This window comes from Streptomyces sp. NPDC001728, assembly GCF_040297565.1.
Taxonomy (GTDB): Bacteria; Actinomycetota; Actinomycetes; order Streptomycetales; family Streptomycetaceae; genus Streptomyces.
The window spans coordinates 1-24,918 of sequence record NZ_JBEOZK010000015.1 but is presented as its reverse complement, the minus strand read 5'-3'; the positions used below and the strand labels follow the sequence as shown (position 1 = coordinate 24,918).

Below are 24,918 nucleotides of genomic sequence, written 5' to 3'. Positions count from 1 at the left end.
TCGGTCCGGACCGGTGGCCTGTCGGCCGGCCGGGTCAGTCCCAGGGGTCGTTGTTCGTGGCGCTCGGGGTGGGGGTCGGCGTCGGCTCGGCGGCACCGCCGAGCGGGGCGTCCGGGACGGTCTGCGTCGTACCCGAGGGGGTGGTGACGTCCTCGGCGTGTGCCGCCTGGGTGCCGAGGACGGCCACGCCGGCGACGGCGGCGGTGAGGAGAGCGGTACGGAGGGCCTTGGTGAGGCTCATCTGAGTGGTCCCTTCCAGTGTGGGTGCGGTGCCTGGTTCTTGTTTCCGCTTCGTGCTTCGTTCTCTGTGGGCACCACACTAGGAAGCGCCGGAATCCCCGTACCGCCCCCGCCCCTATCCCCGCGTTATCACGGCACGGACCGGCGTGATGCCGTGATAGCGACCGCTTTCCCCGCTCCATTGCCGGGGTGATGTTCCGCCGATAGCGCGAGTCGAACGATGGGAACAGGAACCGGACGGTGACCGCCCCCACGAGGAGGGGCACCGGCCAGCACCTGCCCAGGGGGTTCCCCACCACGACTCGCGGGAGCGCAGATGAGCATGACCGGCCCGTCCACCGCGGCAGCCGCAGGCCCCTCCACCACGCAAGGGAGCGCCCGCCTCGGCGCCCTCATCAGGAGCCACCGGCTGCGGATCGGCCTCACCCAGCGGGAGCTGGCCGACCTGTCCACGATCAGCGTGCGGGCCATCCGCGACCTGGAGCAGGGCAAGGCCCGGCGTCCGCGCACCGACACCGTACGGCTGATAGCGGACGCGCTGCGGCTCGGTTCCCGCGCCCGGACCGCGCTGGAGGCGGCGGCCCAGCAGGGGCGGTGCTCCACCGGGTCCGCCGGGAGCTTCCTGGACGCCGAGCCGCCGGCCCCGCCGACCGCGCTGCACGGGCTCACGGGCCGGGACGCGGAGACGGAGGCGATGGTGAGGGAGCTGTCCACCTCGGCGGAGCGTCTGGTCAACGTGGTGGGGCTGAGCGGGGTGGGCAAGACCCGGGTGGCCCTCGAGGTGGCGAACCGGCTGTACGCGGCGGGGCTTCCGGTGCTCTGGTACGCCTTCCCGGGTGCGCCCCGGGACTATCTGGAGGCGGCGGGTGCCGGGCGGGCGGACCGGCTGGTCCGCGCGGCCGTGGAGCACCTCTTCGGCGCGCCGGAGGGCAGGGACCGGGGCGAGGGCGAGGGGCAGGCCGGGCAGGGGGAGACGCTTTCCGAACTGGTCGGGGACCGGGCCGTGTTGCTGGTGTTCGACGGCGCTCCGGAGCGGGCATCCCGCTTCGACCGGCTCACCGGGCTGATGCGGGAGTGCCCGGGTCTCAGACTCCTCGTGACCTCCGAGCAGCCGTGGCAGGTGCCGGGTGAACGCCCTTTCCTGCTGGGCCCGCTGGAGGTTCCCACCGCGCCTTCGCCCGGTTCGACGGAGCCGTCGGGGGCGATCGCCTCTCCCTCGGTGAGGCTGTTCCTCGACCATGTACGCCGGGTGCGGCCGGAGTTCGTGCTCCAGGGCTCAGATCTGGCCGAGGTGGCTCTGATCTGCCGTCGGCTCGACGGACATCCGATGGCGCTGGGTGCGGCGGCCTCGTGGCTGGCGGTCTGCGACCTCGCGACGCTCCGGGCGAGCGTGGACGGGGACCCCGCGCCGCTGCTCGACCACCTCGCGGGCGGCGACGGCGGACTGCGGTTCCGGGCCGCGCTGCGCCGTGCTCTGGTCCGGCTCCCCGCCGGACACCGGGAGCTGCTCGCCACGCTGTGCGCGAGGACGCCGGGGGCGGGCGGTGGTGACGACGAGGGCGAGTTCGGGCTCGAAGAGATCGTCCGGCTGACCGGGCTCGGGCTGCCGGAGTGCGGGCGCATGGTGAGGGACCTGCTGATCAGCGGGGTGATCCGGCCCAGCCACGAGGCCGGCCGGTCCCGGTTCCGGGTGCTGCAACTGGTCCGCGCGTTCCACCGTGCGACCGACGGGGCCATCGGGGCTGGTGGGGCCGATGAGGCTCACGGGGTGGGCGCGGTGGGCGACCGCGCCGGGGTCGAAGGTGCCGGGCCCGCCGCTATGGCTGCCGCCACGCACTGAGCTGCTGCCGGAGTGCCGGGGCAACTGCCGCCCGTGGCGGGGCCCCCGGGTTTGGATGACATCGGCCGGTTGGTGCGCGGAACGCCCCGGAGTCGGCCGGCCCTCGCACCCCCGTCTCTCACAAGGAGCTCGCTCATGGCGTCCGATGCTGGTACCGCCCCCGGTGCGACAGCCGTGCGGCTGCCGCTGTCGGCAGCGCAGCACGACATCTGGATGGCGCACCACCTCGACCCCACCGGTCGCCGCTACAACATCGGCGAGTACCACGAGATCCGGGGCGCGGTGGACGAGGAGCTGTTCGCCGCCGCCTGGTACCAGCTGGTCCGCGAGGCGGACGTGCTCCGGATCCGCAGGACCGAGGCGGACGAGGAGGGCGTCTGGCAGATCCTGGACGCCGAGCCGGGTGACCGGCGCATCGAGTCGGTGGACCTCAGCGGCGCCGCCGACCCGGAGGCGGAGGGCCGTACGTGGGTCAGGCGCTGTCTCGCCGCCCCCTACGACCTGGCCGCCGGTGAACTGACCCGCCACGCGCTCGTCAAGCTCGGCGAGGAGCACTTCCTCTACGTCAAGTGCTACCACCACGTCGTGCTCGACGGGATGGCGTCGTCCCTGCTCGACCAGCGGATCACCGAGCTGTACGGGAAGGCGCTGGCCGGGGAGCCCTGGGGCCCGACGCCGTTCGGGGCGCTGCCCGAGCTGCTCGCCGAGGACTCCGCCCACCGGTCCTCGCCGGAGGCGGCGGCCGAGCGCGCCCACTGGGCGGAGCACCTGGCCGGCGCCCCGGAGACCCCTCGGATCGCCGAGGGCCGTACGACGGGCGTGCCGGACGACGGGGTGCCGTTCGTGCGCCGGAGTGCGGTGCTCGACCCCGAGCGCGCGGAGCGGCTGCGCGAGGTGGCTCGCGCGCACCGCACCCGCTGGCCGATGCTGATGGTGACGCTGGTCGCCGCGTACGTCCACCGGATCAGCGGGCGTACGGATCTGATGCTGGGCCTTCCGGTGACGGGGCGGACCACCGAACTCTCGCGCCGGACCCCGGGGATGGCGTCGAACGTGGTGCCGCTGCGGCTGACGGTGGATCCGGGCGGATCGCTCTCCGCGCTGGTGCGGTCGGTGGTGGCGGAGTCACGGCACGGGCTGAAGCACCAGCGGACCCGGTACGAGGACATGTGCCGCGACCTGGGCCTGGGCGAAGGGGCACGGCGCCTGACCGCGCCCCTGGTCAACATCATGGCCTTCGCGCCCGAGCTGGACTTCGGGGGGCAGCCGACGCTGACGCACAACCTGAGCAACGGACCGGTGGAGGACCTCGCGATCGGGGTGTACGACCGGGGGCCTGAGGTGGGTGTGCGGGTCGACTTCGACGCGGCACCGGAGGTCTGCGACCTCGCGGCCGTGGCCGATCACCAGGACCGCTTCCTGCGCTTCGTGGATACGGCGCTGGACCGAATGGACGGCACGGTAAGGGAGTTGGACCTGCTCGAACCCGCCGAGCGTCGGCTGCTGCTTGAGGAGCGGGCGGGTGTCACGGTCGAGATCGGGGACGGGACGCTCGCGGAGCTCTTCGAGGAGCAGGCCCGGCTTCGGCCCGATCACCCGGCCGTCGTCTTCGGTGAAGAGACCCTGAGCTACCGCGAGTTGAACGAGCGGGCGAACCGGCTCGCGCATCACCTGACGGCGGCCGGGCTGCGCCGGGGAGACCTCGCCGGTGTCCTGCTCGAACGGAGCAACGCCTTCGCCGTCGCGGTACTCGCCGTCATCAAGACCGGCGCCGGATACGCCCTCCTGGACCCCGAGTTCCCCGACGAACGACTGGCGAACACGGCGTCGGACGCCCGGATCGCCGTGCTGGTCAGCGACGGCCGGCAGGCCGGCCGCCTGACGGGTGCGTGGCACACGGTCCTGGTGGACCGGGAGGCGGACGCGATCGGCGCACGGCCGACGAGCAACCCTGAGACGGTGGTGACGACCGACGACGTGGCCTGCGTGATGTTCACCTCGGGATCCACCGGACGCCCCAAGGGCATCCTCTCCTCCCACCGCAACCTCGTCTCCACCCTCACCCACCAGACCTACTGCACCTTCGGACCCACCGAAACCTTCCTCCAATGCTCACCCGTCTCCTGGGACGCCTTCAGCCTCGAATACTGGGGCGCCCTCCTCCACGGCGGCACCACCATCCTCCAACCCGGACAACGCCCCGACCCCACCCACATCACCGAACTCACCCACCAACACCCCATCACCATGCTCCAACTCTCCTCCAGCCTCTTCAACTACCTCACCGACGAACACCCCCACACCTTCAACACCACCCACACCACCTACACCGGCGGCGAACCCGCCAGCCCCACCCACACCCACAAACTCCACACCCACCACCCCCACCTCACCATCACCAACGGCTACGGCCCCGCCGAATCCCTCGGCTTCACCACCACCCACACCATCCAACCCACCACCACACCCCCCACCACCCACCCCATCGGCACCCCCCTCACCAACAAACACACCTACATCCTCGACACCCACCTCAACCCCACACCCCCCGGCACCACCGGCGAGCTCTACCTCACCGGACACGGACTCGCCCACGGCTACCACCACCAACCCACCACCACCGCCACCCACTTCACCCCCAACCCCTACGGACCCCCCGGCACCCGCCTCTACCGCACCGGAGACCTGGCGTACTGGGACTCCGAAGGCCGTCTCCACTACGCCGGCCGCACCGACGCCCAGGTCAAGGTCCGCGGCTTCCGCGTCGAGCCCACCGAGATCGAGACGGTCCTCACCGGGCACCCCGGGATCTCCCGTGCGGCGGTCCTCACCCACCCGGACCGGCACGGGGCCCCGCAGCTCGTCGCCTACGTCACGGTCGAGCCGACGGGCGCCGGCACGGGCACCGGCAGCGGCACCGACGGGCCGGCGCCCGGACCGCAGGAGGTGCGCGCCTGGTCGCGGACGCTGCTGCCCGAGCACATGGTCCCGGCGGTGGTCGTGGTCATGGACCGGCTGCCACTGACGGCCAACGGCAAGATCGACAAGCGGGCCCTGCCCGCCCCCGCGCTCGACACCGCCGTCACCGCCGACGGGGGCCGGGCTCCGCGCACCCCGGTGGAGGAGATCCTCTGCGGGCTGTTCGCCGAGGTGCTCGACGTTCCCCGGTCACTGACAGCCGACGACAACTTCTTCGACCTCGGCGGGCACTCCCTCCTCGCCGCCCGCCTCACCGGCCGCATCGCGACGACGCTCGACGCCCGGCTCACGATCCGGGACGTCTTCCAGCATCCGACGCCCGCCGCGCTCGCGTCACGGCTCGCCGACCGGGGCGGCCGTCCGGCCCTGCCGCCGCTCACCGCCGAGCAGCGCATCTGCGAGCTGCCGCCGCTCTCCTTCGCCCAGCAGCGACTGTGGCTGATCTCCGACATGGAGCAGGGCGGCACCTCGTACAACGTGCCGATGACCGTACGGCTCGAAGGCGAGATGGACACCGGGGCGCTGCGGTCCGCGTTCGCGGATCTGTCGGCACGCCACGAACCGCTGCGGACGGTGTTCGTACGGGTGGACGGCGAGCCCCGGCAGCGCGTCCTGCCGGCCGATGCGGAGCGGTTGGTGTTCGAGTGCCGTCAGGTGGACCCGGCGGGGCTCGACGAGGCCGTGACGGAGGCGGCCGGTCACGCCTTCGACCTGGCCGTGGAGTGCCCGCTGCGGGTGACGCTGTTCGATCTCGGGGCGGACCGGTACGAGCTGCTCGTGCTGCTGCACCACATCGCGACGGACGGCCAGTCGCTCGCCCCGCTCTTCGCGGACCTGTCCACGGCCTACGCGGCCCGGCGGGCGGGCGCCGCCCCCGAGTGGGCGAATGAACTGCCGGTCAGATACGCCGACTTCGCGCACTGGCAGCGGCGGGTGCTCGGTGATCCCGGGGACGCGGAGAGCCCACTGGGCCGGGACCTCGCGCACTGGCGCCGCGCCCTCGACGGACTTCCTGAGGAGCTGGGGCCGCTCCACGACCGGCCCCGGCCCGCGGTGGCCACCCACCGGGGCGGCCTCGTGCCGGTCGACTTCGGACCCGACCTCTACGCGGGGATCACGGCGCTGGCGCGCCGGGAGCGGTGCACGCCCTTCATGGTGGTGCACGCCGCCCTCGCGGCGACGCTCACCCGGCTCGGCGCTGGCACGGACCTGGCGCTCGGCGCCCCGGTCGCCGGCCGTCCGGACGAGCAACTGGCGCGCCTGGTGGGCTTCTTCGTGAACACACTGGTGCTGCGCACCGACACCTCCCGCGACCCGAGCTTCCGTGAACTCCTCGGCCGGGTCCGGGCGGCCGACCTGGACGCGTACGCCCATCAGGACACGCCTTTCGACCTGGTCCTGGAGGCGGTGAACCCGGTGCGTTCGCTGGCCCGGCACCCGCTGTTCCAGGTGTGCCTCGCGCTGGAGAGCGGTGCGACGCCGGGGCCGGTGCTCGCTGGGGCGCGGACCCTGCGAACCGCGCCGGTGTCCAACGGCTCGGCCAAGTTCGACCTGGAGTTCCTGCTCTCGGGGGACGACGAAACGGGTCTGACCGGCGCCTTGGTGTACGCCACGGACCTCTTCGACGCCTCCACCGTCGAACGGACGGCCTCGATGCTGCGGCGGGTCCTGGAGCAGGCGGTGGCCGACCCGGGGCAGCGGCTCAGCCGGTTCGAGCTGATGGACGGGGCCGAGCGGCGGCGACTCCTCGCGGAAGGCCGGGGCGTCGAGGCCGAGATCGGGGACGGGACGCTCGCGGAGCTCTTCGAGGAGCAGGCCCGGCTTCGGCCCGATCACCCGGCCGTCGTCTTCGGTGAAGAGACCCTGAGCTACCGCGAGTTGAACGAGCGGGCGAACCGGCTCGCGCATCACCTGACGGCGGCCGGGCTGCGCCGGGGAGACCTCGCCGGTGTCCTGCTCGAACGGAGCAACGCCTTCGCCGTCGCGGTACTCGCCGTCATCAAGACCGGCGCCGGATACGCCCTCCTGGACCCCGAGTTCCCCGACGAACGACTGGCGAACACGGCGTCGGACGCCCGGATCGCCGTGCTGGTCAGCGACGGCCGGCAGGCCGGCCGCCTGACGGGTGCGTGGCACACGGTCCTGGTGGACCGGGAGGCGGACGCGATCGGCGCACGGCCGACGAGCAACCCTGAGACGGTGGTGACGACCGACGACGTGGCCTGCGTGATGTTCACCTCGGGATCCACCGGACGCCCCAAGGGCATCCTCTCCTCCCACCGCAACCTCGTCTCCACCCTCACCCACCAGACCTACTGCACCTTCGGACCCACCGAAACCTTCCTCCAATGCTCACCCGTCTCCTGGGACGCCTTCAGCCTCGAATACTGGGGCGCCCTCCTCCACGGCGGCACCACCATCCTCCAACCCGGACAACGCCCCGACCCCACCCACATCACCGAACTCACCCACCAACACCCCATCACCATGCTCCAACTCTCCTCCAGCCTCTTCAACTACCTCACCGACGAACACCCCCACACCTTCAACACCACCCACACCACCTACACCGGCGGCGAACCCGCCAGCCCCACCCACACCCACAAACTCCACACCCACCACCCCCACCTCACCATCACCAACGGCTACGGCCCCGCCGAATCCCTCGGCTTCACCACCACCCACACCATCCAACCCACCACCACACCCCCCCCCACCCACCCCATCGGCACCCCCCTCACCAACAAACACACCTACATCCTCGACACCCACCTCAACCCCACACCCCCCGGCACCACCGGCGAGCTCTACCTCACCGGACACGGACTCGCCCACGGCTACCACCACCAACCCACCACCACCGCCACCCACTTCACCCCCAACCCCTACGGACCCCCCGGCACCCGCCTCTACCGCACCGGAGACCTGGTCAGGCGCAGGGCGGACGGCGCCCTCGAATACCTCGGGCGCGCCGACGAGCAGGTGAAGATACGCGGCTTCCGCGTCGAGCCCGGAGAGGTCGAGGCGGCCCTCCTCGGGGACGAGTCCGTCGCCCAGGCGACGGTCCTGGTCCGCACGGACGGCGGCCCGCGCCGGCCCGGCGGCGGACAGAACAGCGGGCCGGGCGACGGGCCGGGCGTCGGGCCGGGCGAGAAGATCCTCGTCGGGTACGTCGTCGCCGACCCGGCGGGCCCCGCCCTCGACCCGCTCGCGCTGCGGGAGCGGCTGCGCGGTGTCCTTCCCGAGCACCTCGTGCCCGCCAGGATCGCCGTCCTCGAACGGCTGCCGCTCACCGCCAACGGCAAGATCGACAAGCGGGCCCTGCCCCGGGTCGACGCCCCGTCCCGCGCCGCGGGTGAGGGCCGCGCCCCGCGCACGCCGGTCGAGCGGACCCTGTGCGCCCTGTTCGCGGACGTGCTCGACGCGGCGGGCCCGGTCTCCGCCGACGACAACTTCTTCGACCTCGGCGGGCACTCCCTCCTCGCCGCCCGCCTCACCGGCCGCATCGCGACCGCGCTCGACTCCGTCCTCACCACCCGGCTCACCACCCGCGACGTCTTCCTGCACCCCACTCCCGCGGCCCTCGCCGCGCACGTGGCGGCCCGGAGCGCCGCTCCGGCCAAGCGGGCCAGGCCCGCGCTGCGCCGCCGTACCCCCGGCGACACCCACACCGATCGGAGAAGTTCATGAACCACGACCCGCGCCCCGCGCCCGAGGACGTCGTCTGGGACCTGCCCGGCAGCGGGCCGCACCGGCTGTCGCTCCTGGTCCTCCCCCACGCGGGCGGCAACGCCCACGCGTACGCCGAGTGGCGGGCGCACCTGCCGGCGGACGTACGCCTGCTCATCGGCCAGTACCCGGGCCGCGGGGCGCGCTTCTCCGAGGATCTGCCGGAGTCGGTGGACGACCTGTCCGGGCCGGTGGTGGAGGCGCTGCCGGCCGACGCGGGTGAGCTGGTGGTGCTCGGCCACAGCATGGGCTCCCTGGTCGCGTTCGAGGTCGTCCGCGCCCTCCAGGCGGCCGGCCGTACCCCTCGTGCCCTGATCGCCTCGGCCTGCCGGGCCCCGTTCCTGGCGAACCCGTGCGCCGTGCATCCCGAACTCCTCGACGACGACGCCCTGGTGGCGGCCATCAAGGAGCGCGGCGGCACCGACGACTCGATCCTCGACGAGCCGGAGCTGCGGGAGATCGTGCTGCCGTCGATCCGCGCGGACTTCGCCATCGACGACGTGTACCGCTGCGCCGACCCGGCGGCCCGGGTGGACTGCCCGGTCACCGTCATCGGCGGTGACGCCGATCCGGTGGCGCCGGCGGAGAACCTGCGTCACTGGGGCGAGGTCACCGAGCACGCCTTCACGACGGAGGTGCTGCCCGGCGGTCACTTCTACTTCCAGCAGCAGCTGGACGCGTTCTTCGCCCTGGTGAACCCGGTGCTCGACGCCGCCGTCGCCCCGGCCCCGGCCCCCAGCGCGGTCTGAGTACGCGTCCGCGTTCTCGCCCGTGCGCCGCACCCCCTCCCCCGCGTTCCTTCCGCACCCACCGATCCGAGGACTCCCATGACCACCTACGCCGAATCGACCACGGCGCCGACGCTCGACGTCGTCCGCGAACCCGGCAGGCCCGTCGTCGTCCACACCCCCTCCTTCGGCTCCATGGCCGAGGCAGCCGCCTGGCTCGACAGCCGGCGGGACGACGTACAGGCCGAGCTGCACCGCTCCGGCGCCGTTCTGCTGCGCGGGCTGCCCGTCACCGACGCGGCCGACTTCGCCCGTGCCCGGGACGCCCTGATCCGTGAGCGCGCCGGGTACAAGGAGAAGGCCACCCCGCGCACCGACTTCGGCGAGGGTGTGTTCTCCTCCACCGACCTGCCGGCCGTCCAGCCGATCCGGCTGCACAACGAGAACAGCTACACCCTGGACTTCCCCGGTGTCCTCCTCTTCGGCTGCGTCACCGCGCCCGCCGAGGGCGGGGCCACCACGGTCGGCGACATGCGCGAGGCCCTGCGGCTGCTCCCGCCGGAGCTGGCCGAGCGGTTCGCGCGGGCCGGCTGGCTCCTGGTGCGCAACTACTCCGAGCTGGCCGGTCTCCCCTGGTACAAGACCTTCGCCACCGAGGACAGGTCCGTGGCCGAGGCGTACTGCCGCGAGAACACCGTCGGGTACGAGTGGCTGGACGACGACTCGATGCGGACCACGCAGCGCCGCTCGGCCATCGTCACCCATCCGGTGACCGGCGAGAAGGTCTGGTTCAACCACTTCGCGTTCTGGAACGGCCGCACCCTCGACGAGGACGTCCGTGAGGTCCTGCTCGACACGTACGGCGAGGACGGCCTGCCGTTCTCCACCTATCTGGGTGACGGGACGGCGCTGACCGACGCCGAGGTCGACACGATCAACGACGTGTACGACCGCGTCACCGTGCGCGAGACCTGGCAGCGCGGCGACCTGATGCTCGTCGACAACATCCTCTGCGCCCACGGCCGCGAGGCCTACGCGGGCGACCGGAAGATCCTCGTCGCCATGGGCGAGCCGGTCGCGCTGGCCGACTGCCGCCCGGAGACCGCCCCTTCGACCGCCCTGTACGGGGAGTGAGCCCGAGATGACCACCGTTCTGCCCGCGAGCGCCGCCGCCGCGCCCAGCGCCGTGACCGCTTCCCCCGTCACCGCCTCCCCCGCACCGGCCGCTGCCGCCCTCCCCGCCGATCTGCTCACCCGGCTCGCCGCCGTTCCCGGTGGGCGTACCGCCGTGGTCGCCGCCGACCGCGAGCTGGACTTCGCCGGGCTGCGCGCCGAGGCCGCCCGTATCGCCGGCCGGCTCGCCGGCCTCGGCGTCGGCCCGGAGAGCGTGGTCGCGCTGTGCCTGCCGCGCGGCGCGGACCTCGTCGCCGCGCTGATCGGCACCCTCACCGCCGGGGCCGCCTATCTGCCCGTCGACCCGAACCTGCCCGTTGACCGGCGCCGCTACCTGGTCGAGGACGCCCGCGCCGACCTCGTCGTGACGGCCGGGGCCGGAGCCGAGCCGCTCACCGAGGGCGTGCCGCATCTGACGGCCGCCGAGCTGGGCGCGCCCACGGCCGGTTCCGACGTCTTCCGGCCGGTTCCGGTGCCCGCCGACGCGCTCGCCTACGTCATCTACACCTCCGGCTCGACCGGGCGCCCCAAGGGTGTGGAGGTCGGCAGGGCCGCCGCCGCCGCGCTGCTCACGGAGCTGGAGGAGGCGGGCATCGCCGTCACCGACGGCGGCCGGGTGGGCTGGAACGCGTCCCCGTCCTTCGACGCCTCCGTGCAGCAGTGGGTCCGGCTGTGCCGTGGCGACGCCCTGGTGATGATCGACGAGGAGACCCGGCGGGACCCGGCGCTGCTCGCCGCGTTCGTGGACACTCAGGCGCTCACGGACCTGGACCTCACGCCCTCGCACGCCGACCCCCTGCTCGACCTGCTCACCGCCGACGGCGGGCCGCGCCCGCTCACCCTCCTCGTGGGCGGGGAGGCGGTTCCCCCCGCGCTGTGGGACCGGATCGCCGGACGGAGTGCGGACGGAACGATACGGGCGGTGAACCTGTACGGGCCCACCGAGTGCACGGTCGACTCCACCGCCGGATGGATCGAGGGGCCGGGACGGCAGCCGCACATCGGGACGGTCCTGCCAGGCCTGCGCATGCGGCTCCTCGACGAACGGCTCCGGCCGGTGGCCGAGGGCGCGACCGGGGAGCTGTACCTCGCCGGGCCCCGGGTGGCCCGCGGCTACCGGCGGCGCCCGGCCCTCACGGCGGACCGGTTCGTCCCGGACGTCGAGGACCCGGCGGGCGGCGGCCGGATGTACCGGACCGGCGACCTGTGCCGGATGCTCCCGGACGGCAGCCTCGTGTACCTGGGGCGCGCCGACGGCCAGGTGAAGCTGCGCGGCCACCGGATCGAACTCCCCGAGATCGAAACCGCGTTGACGCGCTTCGCCGGGGTTGCCGAGGCCGCCGTGATCGTACGGGAGGACCCGGCCGGCACTCCTGGCCTGGTCGCGTACTACCGCCCGGCCGGCGGCGCGGAGGTGTCGGCGGAGGGGCTGCGCGAACTGCTCGCGGCCGAACTGCCCGCGTACATGGTGCCGTCGACGTTCGTGGCGATGGACCGCTTCCCGACGACCCAGAACGGCAAGCTGGACCGGGCCGCGCTGCCCGCTCCGACGCCCGGGACGGCCGCGCCTGCCGACGCCGCCGCCATGGACGAGCTGTCGGGGACGGTCGAGCGGCTGATCGGCGGGGTGTGGGCGACGGTGCTGGGCGCCTCGCGGATCGGCCCCGAGGACAACTTCTTCAAGCTGGGCGGGCATTCGCTGCTCGCGATCAAGCTGGTGTCGCGGGTACGGGCCGAGCTGAAGGTGGCGCTTCCCGTGAAGGCCGTCTACGCGAACCCGCGCCTGCGCGACCTGGCGGGGTACATCGAGGAACTGCTCGCCACCACCGAGGACGCCTGAGCCGTCGCCGGGCCGTGGGCCCGCCCGCTGGGATCTGAGCCCCCGCCCGGCCCCGGCCCGCGTTGCGACCGCCATCCCCTCCCTCCCCTTTCCCGTAGCCGCTCCTTCACCCCCGAGGATGACCGTGATCCCCCTGTCCTTCGCCCAGCGCCGTCTGTGGTTCCTGAACCGGCTCGACGGCCCGTCCTCCACGTACAACGCGCCGGTCGTGCTGCGGCTCGACGGGGTCCCGGAGCTTCCGGCGCTCCGGGCGGCGCTCGGGGATCTCGCCCGGCGGCACGAGGTGCTCCGCACGGTGTTCCCGGCCGGTCCGGACGGTGAGCCGTACCAGGAGGTCGTGGCGGAGCCGGACATCACCCTCGCGGTACGGGAGTGCCCGGCGGCGTCCCTGGAGGAGCTGGTGGCCGGCTTCGGCCGGGAGTCCTTCGACATCGGCACCCAGCTTCCCTTCCGTGCCGCACTGTTCATGCCCGAGGGCGGGCCCGGTTCGGTGCTGGTCCTGCTGCTCCATCACGTGGCCACGGACGGGTGGTCGCTCCGACCGCTGCTGCGGGACCTGACGGAGGCGTACGCGGCCCGGCTCGCTGGGGCGGCGCCCGAGCAGGAGGAGCTGCCGGTCCGGTACACCGACTACACGCTGTGGCAGCACGAGGTCCTCGGGGACCCGGCCGACCCGGACAGTCTGGCCCGCGAGCAGCTGGACCACTGGGCGGCGGCCCTGGAGGGGCTGCCGCCGGTGACGCCGCTTCCGGCGGACCGGCCGCGGCCCACGGAGCCCAGCCACCGGGGCGGGACGGTCACCGCGGAGGTCGGCGCCGAGGAGCACCGGGGACTGCTGGGACTGGCCAGGGAGACGGGGGCGAGCCTGTTCATGGTGGTCAGGGCGGCGCTCGCGGCGGCGCTCGCGGCGGCGGGCGCGGGCGAGGACATCGCGATCGGGACGCCGGTCGCGGGGCGGCCCGAGGAGGATCTGTACGACCTGGTGGGGTTCTTCGTGAACTCCCTGGCCCTGCGGACGGAACTGTCCGGTGATCCCACGGTCGCGGAGCTGGTGGCGCGGGTGCGGGACACCGACCTGGCGGCGTACGCGAACGAGGAGCTGCCGTTCGACCTCCTCGTGGAACACCTCAATCCCGACCGGGCGCTGTCCCATCATCCCTTCTTCCAGGTGATGTTGAGCATGCAGAGCGCCGACGCCCCGGCGCTGACGGCGCTCGGCCCGGTCATGGGGACGGTGGAGACCTCGGACCTGGCGGCGGCCAAGTTCGACCTGACGGTGGTGTGCGCCGAGCGGCAGGGGCCGGCGGGCGACCCCGACGGTCTGGAGGTCGGCGTGCAGTACGCGACGGACCTGTTCGACGAGGGGACCGCGCGTCTCCTCCTCGATCTGTACGTCCGCGCGCTCACGGCCTTCGCCGGCCGTCCGGGCGCCCGGCTGGGTGAACTCGCCCTGGTCGACGGGGAGGAGAGGGCGGCGCTCACCGCCCGGCACGAGCGGCTGGCCGCAGCCGAGGCGGAGCGGCGCGCCGCCGAGTCGCGTACGGGAGCCGGGGCGGGGGCCGCATCGGGTGACGGTGCGGCCGTCAGCCCGCTCGGGGAGATCCTGTGCGGACTGTTCGCGGAGGTGCTCGGCCTCGAACGGCTCGGCGCGGACGACAACTTCTTCCGGTCGGGCGGGCATTCGCTGCTCGCCGGCAAGCTGATGAACCGGGTGCGCGCGGTCCTCGGCAGGGAGGCGGGCATCCGTGACCTGTTCCTGGCGCCGACGCCCGCCGGTCTGGCCCGCCGCATGGAGGAGCGGGGCGGCGGCGCGGGAAAGCGTCCGGCGTTGCGTCCGGTCCCGGCCGCCGAGCGGCCCGAGCGGCTGCCGCTCTCGTACGCCCAGCGGAGCCTGTGGTTCGTGGGGCAGCTGGAGGGACGCAGCGCCACGTACAACATCCCGCTGGTCCGCCGACTGGAACGACCGCTCGTGCCGGGGGCGTTCGCGGCGGCGCTGGCGGACGTGGCGGAGCGCCACGAGGTGCTGCGCACGGTCTGTCCGACGGTGGCGGGAGAGCCGTACCAGGAGATCCTGACCGGTGTACGGCCCGTCCTCGGCCTCGTACGGGCGGGGGACGCGGCGGGGCTGGCTGCCGAGGTGGACGCGGCGGCCGGGCACGTCTTCGACCTGGCGAAGGAGATCCCCTTCCGGGCCACCCTGATCGACTGCGCGGAGGACGGCGGCCAGGTCCTGGTGCTGCTCGTGCACCACATCGCCGGGGACGGCTGGTCCACCGACCGGCTGCTGGCCGACCTCTCCGAGGCGTACGGGGCGCGGCTCGCGGGCCGCGCCCCGGGCTGGGAGCCGCTGCCGGTCCAGTACGCGGACTACACGCTCTGGCAGCGCGAACTCCTCGGCGACGGCGAGGGCTCCGAGCCTGGCGAAGGCGAAGGCCTTCTCGCTGACCAACTGGCTTACTGGAAGCTGGCGTTGGAAGGACTTCCGCCGCTGATCGCGCTGCCCACCGACCGGCCGCGCCCCGCCGAGCCCACCCACCGGGGCGCCCTCGCCCCCTTCCGGCTGGACGCGGAGACCCATCGGGCCCTGGCGCGCACGGCGCTCGCCACCGGGACGACCCTGTTCATGGTGGTGCAGGCCGCGCTCGTGGCGCTGCTGAGCCGCCACGGGGCCGGACCCGACGTCGCCGTGGGCACCACGGTCGCCGGGCGGGGCGACGACGCCCTGAACCGGCTCGCCGGCTTCTTCGTGAACACGCTGGTGCTGCGGACCTCCGCCGACGGCGATCCGCGCTTCACCGAGCTGCTGGGCCGGGTCAGGGAGGCCGACCTGACGGCCTTCGGCCACCAGGACGTGCCCTTCGACCGGCTGGTGGAGCATCTGAACCCGCACCGGTCCTCCGCCCACCACCCGCTGGTGCAGGTGATGCTCCAGGTGCACACGGCCGGCGGCGCGGCGGCGGACACGGCCCTGTCGGGCACACCGGTCCCGTTCGGGGCACACACCGCGAAGACGGACCTGACCTTCGCGCTGACGGCGGGCCGCGACCGGTCCGGCGAGCCCGGGGAACTGACCGGCGTACTGGAGTACGCGACGGACCTCTTCGGCCCGGAGACGGCCGCGCTGCTCACGGAGCGGCTGGTCGCGACCCTTACGGCGGTCGCGGCCGACCCCGAGCAGCGGGTGGAGGACCTGGTGTACGGCGACCCGGCGGGCGGCGACGACGCCACCGGCGGCCTTCTTCTCGACCGGCGGCTGCGGCAGGTTCCGGTCGGAGTGCCGGGCGAGCTGCACGAGCGCGGCGCGGTGCCGCTGCCGACGGGACGGCGGGGCGTACGCGGCACCGACGGTGTCCTGCGCGTGCTCGGCGACACCACGGTGGGCGGTTACGTCGTCGAGCCCGGGCGGGTGGAGGCGGCCCTCGCCGCGCATCCCGCGGTGTCGGAGGCCGTCACCACCGTCCGCGAGGACCGGCTGCTCGCCTACGTGGTCGGGCGGCCCGGCGCCGTGGCGGCCGACGGGCCCGCGCTGCGGGCCTGGGTGGCCGAGCGGCTGCCGGAGTACCTGGTCCCGGCCTCGGTGGTGACTCTGCCCGAGCTGCCGCTGACCCCGGACGGCCGTACCGATGTCGACGCCCTCCCGGAACCCGGACACGAGCCGGCCGCGAAGGCCGCCACGGGCGGGGCGCCGTGGGAGGAGCAGGTGGGCGCGCTGTTCACGGAGCTGCTCGACGGGCGCGCGGTCGGCCCGGACGACAACTTCTTCCGCGTGGGCGGGCATTCGCTGCTCGCGGTGCAGCTGGTGAACCGGGTACGGGCGGACCTCGGCCGCGAGATCACCCTGCGCGAGGTGTTCCGGCACCCCACGGTGGCGGCGCTGGCCGCGCGCCTCGCCCAGCCGGCCGCGCAGACCCCGCCGAAGACGCCGGCGCTGCGGCGCCGTACGCGGGGCGGGGCGCGGGTGCCCACCGCCTGACAGGGAGTGTCCCCCTAACCTGGGTTCATGCAGCACGGTCGTCGGCGGGATCGGCGCCCGGCCCGCCGAGCGGGCCGGGCGCCGGTCCCGTTTCCGTCCGGGCCGCCGGAGGTCGCGGGTGCCCGGGTCGTGCTGGTCGGGTACTTCTCCGCGAAGGAGAAGGGCTTCGGGGCGCTGATGGAGGCCGCCGCGAAGGCGTTGACCGCGCGCGGAGCACGGGTCGTGGGCCGGTTCACCCAGCGGCGCGGTGTCTCGGACGGCGGGGCCGCGAGGATGGCGCTGCCGTTCTCCTCGCGGACGCTGCTGCGGCTCGGGAAGGTCCGCGAGGTCTCCGAGGCCTGTGCACGGACCGCCGCCGACGCGGCGGTGTTCCTGCCGGCACTGACGGAGCGCCAGCGCCGGGCACTGACGGACGCGCTGGGCTGCCCGGCGGTGGGGCTGGACGAGGTGCTGGGCAGGGACGAGGGCTGACCCCGACAGGGGGAGAGCACGGTCGGGCTCCAGGCTCCGGGCTCCGGGCTCCGGGCTCCGGGCTCCGGGCTCCGGGCTCCGGGCTCCGGGCAATCCGTACCGGACCGGCTCCGGCGGGTCCTGGTCCGGCGGGTCCTGGTCCGGCGGCAACCACCGCTCCGGCGGCAGTATCGCCCCTCGATTCTGCCGCGAGGACTGCCCGCTCCCCCGGTGGGCCGCGCCTAGCGTGGAGGCACGGAGGCGAGTGGCACGGACGACGCCCCCGGCCCCGCCCCCATCCCGTTCCCGCCTGGAGGATTCACGATGCCCGCACCCGAGCCGATCTTCCTCGACGGCGGCCCCGCGGTGCGGCCCGCGCCGCGCGTGCTCGACCTGATCGACGCGCGGGTCGCGGCGGACCCCGGGCGGCTCGCCCTCGTGCACGGCGACGAGCGGCTGACGTACGGCGAGCTGGCCGTCGCGGTGGCCGAACGGGCCTCCGAGCTGGCCGCGCAGGGCGCGTGCCCCGGCCGGCTGGTCGCGGTGCACCGGCCGCGCGGTCCGCGGGCGATCGTCGGTCTGCTCGCGGTGCTGCGGACCGGCGCGGCGTATCTGCCCCTGGACATCCAGGCCCCGGACGCCCGCAACGCCGCGATCCTCTCCGACGCCTGCGGGGCCGAAGCGCCCGAGCCGGCGGAGGTCGCCGCGCGGGGCGAGCTGGTGCTCGGCGGCCCGGGCGCCCCCGACGACGCGGCGTACGTCATCTACACCTCGGGCTCGACCGGGACGCCCAACGGCGTGGTCGTCGGGCACGGTTCGCTGGCCCACTTCGTGGCCGGGGCGACCCCCGCGTACGGGATCGACGGCGAGGCCCGGGTACTCCAGTTCAGCCCGCTGCACTTCGACGCCAGCGTGCAGGAGATCTTCTGCACCCTCGGCGGCGGCGGCGTCCTGGTGCTCCGCACCGACGACATGCTCGACGTACGGGAGCTGCTCGCGGGCTGCGCCACCCACGAGGTGAGCGTCCTCGACCTGCCGGCCGCGTACTGGCACGAGCTGGTCTACGCCCTCGAAGCAGGTCTCGTCACCCTTCCGGACTGCCTGCGCACGGTCCTGATCTACGGCGAGGCCGCGCTGCCCGAGCGGGTGGCGCAGTGGTGCCGGACGGTGCGCGACCGGGTCCGTCTCCTCAACGTGTACGGGCCGACGGAGACCACCGTCGTCGCCACGGTCGCCGACCTGTCCGCCTACGACGGCGGTCCGGTGCCGATCGGCCGGCCGCTGCCCGGTGTGCGGGGCGCCCTCGTCGAGGGCGAACTCTGGCTGCTCGGCGGTGGTCTGACGCTGGGCTACCTGGGGCGTCCCGAGCTGAACGCCCGTCGGTTCACCACCCTGGGCGGCCAGCGCGCCTACCGGACCGGGGACGTGGCGAGCTTCCGCGCCGACGGCCAGATCGACTACCACGGCCGTGTCGACGACGAGGTGAAGATCGGCGGCCAGCGGATCGACCCGGCCTCGGTGGAGTCGGTGCTCTCCGGCCACCCGGGGGTCCGGGAGGTCGCCGTCGTCGCCCAGGAGGCGGAGGCCGGTGTGAAGCGGCTCGTCGCCTTCGCCGTGGTCGAGCCGGGGGTCGGGGCCGAGGAACTCCGCGCTCTGGTGCGGGAGTCGATGCCGGCCGCCGCCGTGCCGAGCACGGTCGCGCTGGTGCCCGAGCTGCCCCGGACGAGTTCGGGGAAGATCGCCAGGAAGGTGCTGCGGACCACCGATCCCTGTCCGACGCTGGTCCTCCTCGACGAGGCCGACCGGGTTCCGCTGTCGGCCGCGCAGCGCCGTCTGTGGCTCCTCGGCCGTATGGAGGGCCCCTCGGCGACGTACAACATGCCCGTCGTGGTGGAGCTGGAAGGGCTGCCGGACACTGCCGCGCTGGCCGCCGCGCTCACGGATCTCGTCGAGCGCCACGAGGTGCTGCGGACGGTGTTCCCGGCCGCCGACGGCGAGCCGTACCAGCACGTCCTGGACGCCGCCGCACCGGTCTTCACCGTCGAGCGGTGCGCCCCGGAGGAGCTGGCCGGGCGGGTCGCCGCGCGGACCGCCGAGCCCTTCGACCTCACCCGCGAGCGGCCCTTCCGGGCCCGCCTCCTCGACGGCGGCGACGGCCGGTCCACGCTCGTCCTCCTGCTGCACCACGTGGCCGGCGACGGCTGGTCGGTCGAGCCGCTCCTCCGCGACCTGGCGGAGGCCTACACGGCCCGTCTCGCGGGTCGGGCCCCCGACCGGGAGCCCCTGCCCGTCCAGTACGCCGACTACACCCTCTGGCAGCACGAACTCCTCGGCGAGGCCGACGACCCCGAGAGCCTGATGTCTCGTCAGCTCGCCTACTGGCAGGGCGCTTTGGCCGGGATCCCGGCCGCCATGCGGCTGCCCGTCGACCGGCCGCGCCCCGCCGAGCCCTCCCACGACGGGGCCACGGTCACCGCCCGGCTCGACGCCGACATCCAGGACCGGCTGGCCCGGGTCGCGGCCGAGCACGGCGCCAGCATGCTGATGGTGCTCCAGGCGGCGCTCGCCGTGACCCTGGCCGCCACCGGCTCCGGCAGCGACATCCCGCTCGGCACCCCGGTGGCGGGCCGCTCCGACGAGGCCCTGGGCGATCTGGTGGGCTTCTTCGTCAACACGCTGGTCCTGCGCACCGACACCTCCGGCGAGCCGACCTTCGGGGAGCTGATCGACCGGGTCCGGGACGCCGACCTCGCCGCGTACGCCCATCAGGAACTCCCCTTCGACGCCCTGGTGGAGCAGCTCAACCCCGAGCGCTCCCTCGGCCGGCACCCGCTGTTCCAGGTGATGCTGACCGTGCAGGGCGGCGCTCCGGGAGGGGAGCGCGCGTTCGCCCTCGGGGGGCTGGGCGGGCGCTTCGCGGACAGTGGTCTGCGGGTCGCCAAGTTCGATCTGATGGCCTCCTGCTTCGACGGCCGGGACGAGGCGGGAACGGCGGACGGGCTGGAGATCTGGCTCCAGTACGCGACCGACCTCTTCGACGGGCCGACCGCCCGGCTGCTGCTGGACGTGTTCGAGCGGGTGCTGCGCGCCTGCGCCGCCGACCCCGCCACCCGTCCCGCCGCGCTGTCGCTGCTGTCACCGCAGGACACGGCCGGACTCGAAGCGCGCCGTACGGCCGTCGCCGAGCTGACCGCAGCCCGCGAGGCGGCTGAGGCGCGGAGCGCCGCGGACGGCTCCGGACCGGCCGCCGCCGCGCACCAGGAGGCCCTTCAGGGGCTGTTCGCCGAGGTGCTCGGCATCGAACGGGTGGGCGCGGACGAGGACTTCTTCTCCATCGGCGGTCACTCCATGTCGGGGGTGCGGCTCTGCAACCGCATCCGTGCGCTCCTCGGCGTCGAGGTCCGCATCCGTGACCTGTTCCTCGCGCCGAGCCCGGCCCGGCTGGCCCGCCGCATCGCGGAGGGCGGGGAAGGCTCGGACGGTACGGAAGGATCGCCCGCCTCCGGCGCGACGGCCCAGGACACGGACGCCTCCGGTTCGGACGGCGGGCACGGGGCCGCTCCCGAGGGCACGGCCGCCGGACGTACGGGACTGCGCCGCAGCCCGCTCGTCCGGGCCTCCCGGCGACCCGAGCGTCTGCCGCTGTCGTACGCGCAGCGCCGTCTGTGGTTCGTGAACGAGCTGGAGGGGGCCGGTCCCTCGTACAACATCCCGATCGTGCTCCGGCCGGCCCGCCCCCTGGATCCCTCCGCGCTCGACGCCGCGCTCGCGGACGTCGCCGCCCGGCACGAGGTGCTGCGGACCGTATACCCGGCCGTCGAGGGCGAGCCGTACCAGCACGTCCTGGAGGGCGTCCGGCCCGTCCTGGAGGTCGCGGACGTACCCTCGGCGGAGCTGGACGAGGCGCTGGCCTCGGCCGCCCGGCATGTCTTCGACCTGGCACGGGACGTGCCCCTGCGAGCCTGGCTGATCACCCCCGACGACGGCAGCGGCCAGGTGCTCGTGCTGCTGCTGCACCACATCGCGGGTGACGGCTGGTCCACCGGGCCGCTGCTCGCCGACCTGTCGCTGGCCTACGCGGCCCGGCTGGCCGGCCGGGACCCCGGCTGGGAGCCGCTGCCGGTCCAGTACGCCGACTACACGCTCTGGCAGCTCGACGCGGCGCTCGACGGCCGCAGCGAGCGGGATCTCACCTTCTGGGAGCGCCAGTTGGCAGGGATGCCGCCGGTCCTCGAACTGCCCGTCGCCCGCACCCGGCCGGCCGAGGCCACCCACCGGGGCGCCCGTGTCCCGGTGGACGTCGGGCCGGGGGTGCACGCCGCGCTGACGCGGCTGGCCAGGGAGACCGGCACCACCCTGTTCATGGTGGTGCAGGCGGCGCTCGCCGCGACCCTCACCCGGCACGGCGCGGGCACCGACCTGCCGCTGGGCACGATGGCCGCGGGACGGGAGGACGAGGCGCTCGGCGGGCTCGTCGGCTTCTTCGTCAACACCCTGGTGCTGCGCACCGACACCTCGGGCGACCCGTCGTTCCGGGAGCTGCTCGGCCGGGTCCGGGACACCGACCTCGCCGCGTACGCCCATCAGGAGCTGCCCTTCGACCGGCTGGTCGAGCAGCTCAACCCGCGCCGTTCCACCGCCCATCACCCGCTGGTGCAGGTGATCGTGCAGCTCCACCAGGACTACACGGCCGGGCTCGGGGACGCGGCGCTCGCCGGCACCCCGGTTCCGGTGGAGAACGGTTCCACCAAGTTCGACATGACGCTCGCCCTGTGGGAGACGCACGGCGCGGACGGCGCCCCCGCCGGTCTCTCCGGCGGTCTGGAGTACGCCACCGACCTGTACGACGCGGCGACGGCCGGTCTGCTAGCCCGCCGGATCGGGGCGACCCTGGAGGCGGTGGCGGCCGATTCCGGGCTGCGGGTGGCCGAGTTGGGTCGGCTGACGCCCGAGGAGCGGCGGCTGCTGGTCGAGGAGCACAACGACACGGCCCATGACACCGCCGCCGAGGGGCCGTTCGGTCCGGGGCCGGTGCACGTCCTGCTCACCGAGCGGGCCCGCCGTACGCCGGACGCCCCCGCCGTGACCTTCGGCGCGGAGACCCTCACCTATGCGGAGCTCGACGCCCGGGCCGACGCCCTGGCGCACCGGCTGATCGCCGCCGCCCCCGGTCCGCGCCCGGCCGTGGGTGTGCTCCTGGAGCGCGGCCCGCTGCTGATCGTGGCGGCGCTCGCCGCCCTCAAGTCCGGTGCGGCGTACGTCCCGTTGGACCCTGCGCTGCCGGATGCCCGGATCGCGATGATGCTCGCCGACTCGGGGGCCCGCGCGCTGATCACGGACTCCTCGCGGGAGGACTCGGCCTCCGTGGCGGCGGGGCTGCCGGTCGTGGTGGCCGACGCCCACGGCGAGGCGGCTCACGTGCCGGGCGCTCCCGGTGTCCCGGTCGCCGCCGACGACCTCATGTACATCATGTTCACCTCGGGTTCCACCGGCCGGCCCAAGGGCGTCGGGGTCACCCACGCCAACGTGACCGCGCTCGCCGCCGACCGCGAGTGGAACGTCGCCCATCACGCCCGGATGCTGGTGCACTCGGCGATCGGCTTCGACGCCTCCACGTACGAGCTGTGGGTGCCGCTGCTGCGCGGCGGCGAGCTGGTGATCGCCCCCGGCGACGGCGCCGACCTGGCCGAACTCGACCGCACGGTCCGGGCCCACGGGGTCACCGCCGCCTACTTCACGATGGGCCTGTTCCATGTGATGGCCGACGAGGGCCTGGACACCCTGCGCCTGCTCAAGGAGGTCTGGACGGGCGGGGACACGGCCTCCCCGAGCGCGCTGCGCCGGGTCCTCGCGCACTGCCCGGACACCGTCGTCGTCCACTCCTACGGCCCGACGGAGACCACCTTCGCCTCGCACAACCAGCGCTTCGGCACGGCGGACCGGGAGCTGCCCGGGGTGTACCTCGGTCGCCCGATGGACAACACCCGCGGCTACGTCCTGGACGAGCGGCTGCGTCCCGTGCCGCCGGGGGTGCCGGGAGAGCTGTACGTCGCGGGTTCCCATGTGGCCCGGGGGTACGTGGGACGCCCGGCGCTCACGGCCGAGCGTTTCGTGCCGGACGCGTACGGCGCGGGTGAGCGGATGTACCGCACCGGCGACCTGGTCTGCTGGACTCCCGAGGGCGAGCTGCGGTTCCTCGGCCGCGCCGACGGCCAGGTGAAGCTGCGCGGCTTCCGCATCGAGCCCGGGGAGACCGAGGAGGCGCTCGCCCGCCACCCCGCCGTCGGACAGGCCGTGGTCGTCGTCCGCGAGGACCGGCCGGGCGAGAAGGAACTCGTCGGCTACGTGGTCCCCCGCGCCGGCGGTACGGTCACCGGGGCCGAGGTCCTGGCGGTGGCCGCCGCCGAACTGCCCGCGCATCTGGTGCCCTCCGCGGTCGTCGTCCTCGACGCCGTACCGCTGACCGTCAACGGCAAGCCGGACCGCCGGGCCCTCCCGGCGCCGGAGCGGCGCGCCGCGACGACCGCCGGACGGCGCCCCCGGAGCGCCCGCGAGGAGGTCCTGTGCGGCCTGTTCGCGGAGATCCTCGGTGTGCCGGAAGTCGGCATCGACGACAACTTCTTCACCCTGGGCGGCCATTCGCTCCTCGGGGTGCGGCTGGTGAGCCGGATGCGGACCGTCCTCGGTGTGGAGCGCGGGGTCCGCGACCTCTTCCGCACCCCGACCGTCGCCGGGCTGCTCCGGGCGCACGAGGAGGAGGGCGCCGACGGCGGTGCCATGGGGGTGCTGCTGCCGCTGAGCACGCGGGGCCGCCGCCGGCCGCTGTTCTGCGTGCACCCGGGGACGGGGGTGGGCTGGTCGTACGCGGGCCTCGCCCGGCACCTCGGCGACGACCAGCCGCTGTACGCGCTCCAGGCCCGCGCCCTGGGCGAACCGGGGTACGCGCCGGGGAGCGTGGAGGAGATGGCCGAGGAGTACGTGGAGCGGATCCGGCTCGTGCAGCCCTGGGGTCCGTACCGGCTGCTCGGCTGGTCCTTCGGCGGCACGGTGGCGCACGCCATGGCCGTACGGCTCGCGGAGCTCGGCGAGCGGGTGGAACTGCTCGCCCTGATGGACGTCCACCGGACCGGCCCCGGCACCCCCGGGCACGCCCGCGCCCTCGCGGACGCGGCCGGCGGTCCCGACCTGTCGGACCCGGTGGCGGTCGCCGCCGCGATCGAGGCGCTGCGCCGGGAGGATCCGGTGCTCGCCGGGTTCACCGACGCGGAGCTTCGGGCGGTGGCGGGCGCCTCCCGCACTCACGGGGAGCTGATGAGCCGCTACGTGCCCCGGCGGGCCGTCACGGACACGGTCTTCTTCACCGCGCACCGGGCCGGCGAGGCCCCGGGTGAACTCGCGGATTCCTGGCGCCCTTTCCTCGAAGGGCCGCTGGAGAACCAGTCCGTGGATTCCACCCATCTCGCCATGACGGAACCCGAAGCGCTGCGGGCGATAGGCCGTACGCTCGCCAGGAAGCTCGATTCGTTCAGTATTTCGCACACGCACTGAAATTCCGGCCGAAAAAGCCAGAAGACTCCCGCACACATTCGCAGAATTCAAGGAGACCGAGATGACGAACCCCTTCGACGACACCGAGGGCACCTTCCACGTCGTGGTGAACGACGAGGGCCAGCACGCCCTGTGGCCGACGTTCGCGGACGTTCCCGCAGGCTGGGAGGTCGTCCTTGAGGCGGTCGGCCGTGAGGACGCGCTCGCCTACGTCGAGCTGAACTGGACGGACATCCGGCCGAAGAGCCTCCTCGCGCAGTACGCGTGACGCTTCTCCGCATCACCGTGAAGAGGGAAGGGCCGGGCCCCGCGGGAATCCGCGGGGGCACGGCCCCGCCCCCTGACAAACTCAGGGCAAATGACCCACAAAACCCACCCCAAAAAAACAGCACCCCCCAATATAAAAGAAAAGATGAAA

10 protein-coding genes are annotated in these 24,918 nt (G+C 73.9%); 9 read left to right on the top strand and 1 reads right to left on the bottom strand.

Annotation, left to right across the window (positions count from 1 at the left end; translation table 11 throughout):
• Window positions 1-34: 34 nt before the first annotated feature.
• Window positions 35-241: a hypothetical protein gene (locus ABT154_RS22145; protein WP_351858556.1), complete on the bottom strand. Its 207-nt coding sequence runs from the start codon at window positions 239-241 to the stop codon at window positions 35-37.
• Between the two features lie 315 nt (window positions 242-556).
• On the opposite strand from ABT154_RS22145, the gene ABT154_RS22140 reads away from it, so the two are divergent.
• From ABT154_RS22140 to ABT154_RS22100, 9 genes are all read left to right on the top strand, one after another.
• The gene (locus tag ABT154_RS22140; RefSeq protein WP_351858555.1) at window positions 557-2,080 is read left to right on the top strand and encodes a helix-turn-helix domain-containing protein; all 1,524 of its coding nucleotides are present in this window, start codon (window positions 557-559) and stop codon (window positions 2,078-2,080) included.
• Window positions 2,081-2,215: 135 nt separating this feature from the next.
• Window positions 2,216-8,749 carry a non-ribosomal peptide synthetase gene (locus tag ABT154_RS22135; protein ID WP_351858554.1) on the top strand — a complete coding sequence of 2,178 codons (6,534 nt, stop codon included), beginning with the start codon at window positions 2,216-2,218 and terminating at the stop codon, window positions 8,747-8,749.
• On the top strand, window positions 8,746-9,537 hold the full coding sequence (locus ABT154_RS22130; RefSeq protein WP_351858553.1) for a thioesterase II family protein: 792 nt from the start codon (window positions 8,746-8,748) through the stop codon (window positions 9,535-9,537). The genes ABT154_RS22135 and ABT154_RS22130 overlap by 4 nt, the downstream gene beginning before the upstream one ends.
• 78 nt (window positions 9,538-9,615) lie before the next feature.
• On the top strand, window positions 9,616-10,650 hold the full coding sequence (locus ABT154_RS22125; protein ID WP_351858552.1) for a TauD/TfdA family dioxygenase: 1,035 nt from the start codon (window positions 9,616-9,618) through the stop codon (window positions 10,648-10,650).
• Between the two features lie 7 nt (window positions 10,651-10,657).
• Entirely contained in the window at window positions 10,658-12,529 is a 1,872-nt protein-coding gene (locus ABT154_RS22120; RefSeq protein ID WP_351858551.1) for a non-ribosomal peptide synthetase, read from the top strand.
• 118 nt (window positions 12,530-12,647) lie between these two features.
• The gene (locus tag ABT154_RS22115; protein ID WP_351858550.1) at window positions 12,648-16,502 is read left to right on the top strand and encodes a condensation domain-containing protein; all 3,855 of its coding nucleotides are present in this window, start codon (window positions 12,648-12,650) and stop codon (window positions 16,500-16,502) included.
• Window positions 16,503-16,631: 129 nt separating this feature from the next.
• Window positions 16,632-16,973 carry a hypothetical protein gene (locus tag ABT154_RS22110; RefSeq protein ID WP_351858549.1) on the top strand — a complete coding sequence of 114 codons (342 nt, stop codon included), beginning with the start codon at window positions 16,632-16,634 and terminating at the stop codon, window positions 16,971-16,973.
• Between the two features lie 303 nt (window positions 16,974-17,276).
• Window positions 17,277-24,500, top strand: a complete 7,224-nt coding sequence (locus tag ABT154_RS22105) for a non-ribosomal peptide synthetase (RefSeq protein WP_351858548.1) — start codon at window positions 17,277-17,279, stop codon at window positions 24,498-24,500.
• Between the two features lie 61 nt (window positions 24,501-24,561).
• Window positions 24,562-24,768, top strand: coding sequence for an MbtH family protein (locus tag ABT154_RS22100; RefSeq protein ID WP_351858547.1), 207 nt, complete (start codon window positions 24,562-24,564; stop codon window positions 24,766-24,768).
• The last annotated feature ends 150 nt before the right edge of the window (window positions 24,769-24,918 follow it).

What these genes read in the sequence shown, in the direction of transcription:
- ABT154_RS22145 (WP_351858556.1), bottom strand. Translation starts at nt 241, where the DNA reads ATGAGCCTCACCAAGGCCCTCCGTACCGCTCTCCTCACCGCCGCCGTC.
- ABT154_RS22140 (WP_351858555.1), top strand. Translation starts at nt 557, where the DNA reads ATGAGCATGACCGGCCCGTCCACCGCGGCAGCCGCAGGCCCCTCCACC.
- ABT154_RS22135 (WP_351858554.1), top strand. Translation starts at nt 2,216, where the DNA reads ATGGCGTCCGATGCTGGTACCGCCCCCGGTGCGACAGCCGTGCGGCTG.
- ABT154_RS22130 (WP_351858553.1), top strand. Translation starts at nt 8,746, where the DNA reads ATGAACCACGACCCGCGCCCCGCGCCCGAGGACGTCGTCTGGGACCTG.
- ABT154_RS22125 (WP_351858552.1), top strand. Translation starts at nt 9,616, where the DNA reads ATGACCACCTACGCCGAATCGACCACGGCGCCGACGCTCGACGTCGTC.
- ABT154_RS22120 (WP_351858551.1), top strand. Translation starts at nt 10,658, where the DNA reads ATGACCACCGTTCTGCCCGCGAGCGCCGCCGCCGCGCCCAGCGCCGTG.
- ABT154_RS22115 (WP_351858550.1), top strand. Translation starts at nt 12,648, where the DNA reads ATGACCGTGATCCCCCTGTCCTTCGCCCAGCGCCGTCTGTGGTTCCTG.
- ABT154_RS22105 (WP_351858548.1), top strand. Translation starts at nt 17,277, where the DNA reads ATGCCCGCACCCGAGCCGATCTTCCTCGACGGCGGCCCCGCGGTGCGG.
- ABT154_RS22100 (WP_351858547.1), top strand. Translation starts at nt 24,562, where the DNA reads ATGACGAACCCCTTCGACGACACCGAGGGCACCTTCCACGTCGTGGTG.